The organism is uncultured Paracoccus sp., from assembly GCF_947496875.1.
In the GTDB taxonomy this organism is placed as follows: Bacteria; Pseudomonadota; Alphaproteobacteria; order Rhodobacterales; family Rhodobacteraceae; genus Paracoccus.
In genome coordinates, this window is sequence record NZ_CANMEH010000050.1 from 1 (window position 1) to 4,966 (window position 4,966).

Consider the following 4,966-nt stretch of genomic DNA (forward strand, 5'->3'; position numbering starts at 1 on the left):
CTGTCACAGAAACCGCGGGATAAATCCGTCCGGGGAAAGGGGAACCTCGGACATCAGAGGCTTTGTGCAACAAAGCCGCGCTACCATGTCCGAAGTGACCGTCCGTCTAGGGTAGACCTCAAAAGACTGTGTTCTCCCGGCACTCACTGGACGGCCGCGTTTATCTTGTCGCAAAGCCCTCTGCACGTCCAAGTTATCCACGATGTGCCAGGTTGACCTGTCCTTGCCTAATCAGCGCCTCTGAGGCAAGATGTCTAACAGGTGACACTGCAAGATAAGAGGACGTTATGTCAGCCCGCGTCAAGATCACAGCGACAGGCCGGCTGAGCTTACCCGCTGACATTCGCAAGCGGCACGGTCTTGGAAAAGGGGGTGATGTCCTTATCGAGGACCGTGGCGACGAGATCGTAATCTGGCCCCTCAACCGGGCCGTGGCACGGGCTCAAGAGATCAGCCGCAAACTGACGGCCGATAAGCAAGGTGCGAGCGTTCAGGACTTTCTGGCCGACCGGCGCCGCGAGGCGGAAGCGGAGTGAGTGTGGTCGTCCTAGACGCGTCCGCACTCCTCGCATTGCTGCTCGACGAGCCGGGCGCCACGACGGTCGCCGAGCATCTGGATGGTGCGCTCGTGTCGTCGGTCAACCTTGCGGAAGTGGTCGGGCATTATGCCAGGCTCGGAGCAGATCGGGTTGACATTCAGGCCATGCTCTCGCCGCTCCCTATCGAGATCGTGCCGGTCGATGCGGGTGTCGCCTTCGAGGCCGGAATGATGCGCGTGATCGGGGAGGCTGCAGGTCTTTCCCTTGGTGATCGCATCTGCCTGTCGCTTGCGAAGATGCGGCAGGCCCGATCACTGACGGCTGACAAGGCGTGGAAGGTTGTCGCCGACGAACTGGAGGTCGATGTCGAGCTAGTCCGGTGATTCTTGGCAATTCTTCATATCGAGCCCCTGCTCGTCTCGGCGGCCACGCTGCGCTGATTGTTGATCAGCGACTTGAAGGGCTGTTCAGAAGCGTGCGGTTCGCCTTTTATCAAGCTCCAGGTCACAGGTGATAACGTCATGGCGAACGATCCGAAGACCACGCGACCGCCTTCGCTGAAAAGCCAGACTCGCCAAGCGAACTGGCGCCGCGCAAATCTGCGCAAATACACGGCCCATCTTGCCGTTCGGCGGGCGCTCGTGTCGGGAGTTCTGGAGAAGCAGGGCTGCGAAGTATGTGGTCACGGTGTGGTTGATGCCCATCATGACCGCTACGACGAACCTCTGGATGTGAGGTGGCTCTGCCGCCGCCACCACATCAAGCTGCACCACTATGGCGAGGACATGTTCCCGATCGGCACTATAAGGCAGTGGCGCATGCCGAAATGAACATGGTGCCGCGACCGCAACGCTTCGAGGACCACTGTGTCCCCTCGGTAGTACTGTTGCCGGTGGGCACGTCTGAACAGGAGCATCTTGGCCATACCATCTGCGCCAACGGTGAAGTTCGGCATGTCACCCGGATGAGGGCCGGCCGCATTCAGAATGCCGTGCTCCTTGCCACCAGCGAAGTGACCACCTGCGCTCTTGAAGTCGGGACCGTCCGCTGCCGCGAGCGCTGTGCCGCACTTGGCCCTGTCCGGCAGCTCGACCACCATCCATGTTGTTGAAGGCACCGGCTGCGAATGCTGCAAGCAATGGACCCGCTACTTGCGGGAAAACGGTTTCGAGGTAACCCATGAGGAGCGTTTCGGCACACTTCTCATGCAGCACAAGATGGACTTGGGCGTGCCCATCGAGCTGTCGTCCTGCCATACCGGCTCAGTGGATGGCTATTTCATCGAAGGTCATGTTCCGGCCGCCGATATCCGCAAGCTTCTGCAGGAACGACCCGATGCGCGCGGCATCACTGTGCCGGGCATGCCCTATGGCAGTCCAGGCATGGGGCCGGAAAGCAAACGAAAGGCCTATGATGTCCTGCTGATCCGCAAGGACGGCACGAGTGAGGTCTTCACCCATTATCCTGCCGCATAGCTGTCCTCGCTGCATGCGACAAAATTGGTGTCCGTTAAGTCAAACCTATATGATAACTCCTAGAGGTCAGGGCACCGGGGGTATTCGCGCTTGGGCCCCACGCATTGCGATCAAAGTCCGACAGGCATAGATTGCCTCGGGCTCAATAGCCTTGATTTGCCGCGAGAGTCATGACGCGCTCACTTTTTCTCATCTGTCTGATGGCTGCCGTCATGTTCCTGGCGGTTCTTCCGCACGCAACCATGGCGGGAGGGTCGTACGACGCGGCAAGCAAGTGCCAGCATGACGTATCTGGTGTGATCGAACAGCAGAACGAGGACCGATACTGCGGCGGTGCCGATCACATGGTGACAGCTGCCTGTGCGATCGCCTGTGTCGGGCCATTCGCGCCCGGCTCGCAACCTTTCGGCACGATGCCAGTCGAGTTCTCTGCGGCGGCTCTCCGGTTTCCGACCACGCTCGTCCTGCGGGGCAGGCTGACCGATCCAGACGACCGCCCTCCCAAATCCATCTGATTGCCTTCCGAGCGGAGCCGCAAGGCGGCTCCAGTCCGAGTGCGGCCCTGTGGGGCCTGATGGATTTTCGACATGAGACTGACACGCCGCGGCTTTCTGGCCGCATCTGCAGCCATGGCTGCAACGACGGCCTTGCCGCGTTTTTCCACTGCCGGGGAACGGCCCCTTTCTTTGACAGCCACGACCCGCGTGATCGAGGTCGATGGGCGGGCCGCCACGGTCATGGGGCTGATGAACAGTTCCGGCCGACAGGGGCTAGTCCTGGACCCCGGCCAACGCTTCCGGGTGGACCTGACCAACGCCTTGGATGAGGAGACGATCATCCACTGGCATGGGCAGATCCCTCCCAATGCGCAGGATGGTGTACCCGACCTGCCGATGCCCCTGCTGAAGCCCGGTGAAACGCGCAGCTTCGATTATGAACCACTCCCGGGCACCTACTGGATGCACAGCCACGTGCCGCTGCAGGAGATGAGCCTGCTTGCCGCCCCTTTGATCGTGCGTCGACCCGAGGATGTAACGGCCGACCGGCAGGAAGTGGTGATGTTTCTGCACGACTTTTCATTTCGTCCGGCGGCCGAGGTCATGGCCGATGTGACGGAAGGTGGCGGACACCACGACATGTCGGACATGGGGATGCCGGTCATGAACCATGACGCCATGGAAGGCATGAAACATTCGGGCATGGCTATGGCGGGCATGACGATGGAGGGGCCGGTGCCGACAGGCATGGGCGGCATGGCCATGGACCTGAACGACATCGAGTTCGACGCTTATCTCGCCAACGACCGCACGCTTTCCGATCCCGAGGTGATCGCGGTCGAGCGTGCAGGACGCATCCTGCTGCGGGTCGTCAATGCGGCGGCGGCCACCTCCTTCTGGATAGACACAGGGGGGATCGAAGCGCGTCTGGTGGCAGTGGACGGGCATCCCGTGGAACCTGTTGCGGGCACGCGCTTTGGGCTTGCCATGGCGCAAAGGCTTGATCTGGAGATCGACCTGTCCGGCGCCGGAGCTTTCCCGATCCTCGCGCTGCGCGAAGGCGCACGGGAGCGGACCGGGATCATCCTTGCCACGTCCGGCGCCCCGGTGCCCCGGATCGAGCCACTGGGCGACACCGCAAGCGGCGCATTCGATATCGACCTAGCGCAAGAAGGGCTGCTTCGCGCGGCGCTGACCGACGCGGCGACGCCGCTGGCACCGCGCCCGGTGGATCGCTCGCACATGATCATGCTTGGCGGGTCCATGCAGCCCTATCTCTGGACGATCGATGGCCAGACCTGGGGCGATCACAAGCCGATTCTCGCTCGATCCGGCGAACGCGTACATCTGACGTTCCACAACATGTCGATGATGGGGCATCCGATGCACCTCCATGGCCATGTCTTTCGGGTGGTGAACGTCAACGGGCAGGCAATTTCCGGCGCGATCCGGGACACGGTGTATGTGCCGCCGATGGCAATGGTGACAGTGGCGCTGGACGCGGGCGAGGCCGCACGCTGGATGCTGCACTGCCACCACATGCCGCATCTGTTCACCGGCATGATGACCGAGTTCGCCGTCACGGCCTGACGCAGTAACCACCGGAGAGGACAGCTCTTCGATGGAACGACATTCACAGCGCGCTTCACTGGATGGCCGAGAGCCAGCCATGGGGCCGCGCTACCGCCGCACCGGCGGCTAAACAAAACTGGAGATCGGATCATGAATAAGGGATTGATCGGTGCATTGGCTGTCGTCCTCATTGCCGCGACAGGCTGGTACTGGAGCCAAGCCCGCACCGGCGAAGACACAGCCTCTTCTGCGCAGCCCGGGACCACCGCGCGGTCCGCCGGGGCGCCCATGGCGGAGGTTGTCGTTCCGACAGAGTTTTCTGCACAGGCGCGGCAGGGTGAGACCTACTTCAATGCGGTCTGCGCCTCATGCCACGGGGCCGATGCTGCCGGGCAGGACGGCGTCGCGCCGCCGCTCGTGCACCGGATCTACGAGCCGTCGCATCACGGCGACATGGCGTTCGTCCTGGCCGCCCGACGCGGCGTTCAGGCGCATCATTGGTCGTTCGGGAACATGCCGCCCGTTGATCAGCCTTTGACCGACAGCGAACTCGACGCGATCATCACCTATGTGCGCGAGCTGCAACGCGCCAACGGCATCTCGTGACAAGGGGGCGTGATGAACATCACCGAAGCCGCTGCTGCTGCTGCTGCGGCCTCACCGCAAAGACGATCCGGTATCATGAACAGATCGACCTCGTGTCCCCGCAGCGCGGGCCGAACGGCTACGTCCAGTTCAGCCCGAAAGACGTCCAGCGGTTGAAATTTCTGGGTCGCGCGCGGCGACTGGGTTTTTCGCTTCAGGACGGCTCTGTTGCGCAAATCCCGTGAGGGATTCATCTCGTGAATCCAGCATGGTAGCTGGGGTGCATGAGCAGACCCAC

General features: G+C 62.0%; 8 protein-coding genes and 1 pseudogene. 8 read left to right on the forward strand and 1 reads right to left on the reverse strand.

All coding sequences use genetic code 11. The annotated features are described in order from the left end of the window. The first annotated feature begins 287 nt into the window (after positions 1 to 287). The 3 genes from Q0938_RS18830 to Q0938_RS18840 all read left to right on the forward strand — a co-directional run bounded on the left by Q0938_RS18830 (position 288) and on the right by Q0938_RS18840 (position 1,369). The gene (locus Q0938_RS18830) at positions 288 to 536 is read left to right on the forward strand and encodes an AbrB/MazE/SpoVT family DNA-binding domain-containing protein (protein ID WP_299365592.1); all 249 of its coding nucleotides are present in this window, start codon (positions 288 to 290) and stop codon (positions 534 to 536) included. After that, a complete protein-coding gene (locus Q0938_RS18835; protein WP_299365594.1) occupies positions 533 to 922 on the forward strand; it encodes a PIN domain-containing protein in 390 nt (129 codons plus the stop codon). The genes Q0938_RS18830 and Q0938_RS18835 overlap by 4 nt, the downstream gene beginning before the upstream one ends. A gap of 138 nt (positions 923 to 1,060) precedes the next feature. Beyond that, positions 1,061 to 1,369: a hypothetical protein gene (locus Q0938_RS18840; protein WP_299365596.1), complete on the forward strand. Its 309-nt coding sequence runs from the start codon at positions 1,061 to 1,063 to the stop codon at positions 1,367 to 1,369. An 89-nt stretch (positions 1,370 to 1,458) separates the two neighbouring features. On the opposite strand, the pseudogene Q0938_RS19510 reads toward Q0938_RS18840, so the two are convergent. Next, positions 1,459 to 1,572, reverse strand: a pseudogene (locus tag Q0938_RS19510) (superoxide dismutase family protein); the annotation flags it as partial. Positions 1,573 to 1,609: 37 nt separating this feature from the next. Here Q0938_RS19510 and Q0938_RS18850 point away from each other — a divergent pair. The 5 genes from Q0938_RS18850 (at position 1,610) to Q0938_RS18870 (ending at position 4,913) form a co-directional block, all read left to right on the forward strand. Beyond that, the gene (locus tag Q0938_RS18850; protein ID WP_299365598.1) at positions 1,610 to 2,014 is read left to right on the forward strand and encodes a DUF411 domain-containing protein; all 405 of its coding nucleotides are present in this window, start codon (positions 1,610 to 1,612) and stop codon (positions 2,012 to 2,014) included. Positions 2,015 to 2,184: 170 nt separating this feature from the next. Continuing rightward, the gene (locus Q0938_RS18855; protein WP_299365600.1) at positions 2,185 to 2,529 is read left to right on the forward strand and encodes a hypothetical protein; all 345 of its coding nucleotides are present in this window, start codon (positions 2,185 to 2,187) and stop codon (positions 2,527 to 2,529) included. A gap of 72 nt (positions 2,530 to 2,601) precedes the next feature. Continuing rightward, positions 2,602 to 4,101: a multicopper oxidase family protein gene (locus Q0938_RS18860; RefSeq protein ID WP_299365602.1), complete on the forward strand. Its 1,500-nt coding sequence runs from the start codon at positions 2,602 to 2,604 to the stop codon at positions 4,099 to 4,101. Between the two features lie 132 nt (positions 4,102 to 4,233). Then, positions 4,234 to 4,689, forward strand: a complete 456-nt coding sequence (locus Q0938_RS18865; RefSeq protein WP_299365604.1) for a c-type cytochrome — start codon at positions 4,234 to 4,236, stop codon at positions 4,687 to 4,689. After that, positions 4,686 to 4,913, forward strand: coding sequence for a MerR family transcriptional regulator (locus Q0938_RS18870; RefSeq protein WP_299365606.1), 228 nt, complete (start codon positions 4,686 to 4,688; stop codon positions 4,911 to 4,913). Before Q0938_RS18865 ends, Q0938_RS18870 begins: the two co-directional genes overlap by 4 nt. Positions 4,914 to 4,966: the final 53 nt, after the last annotated feature.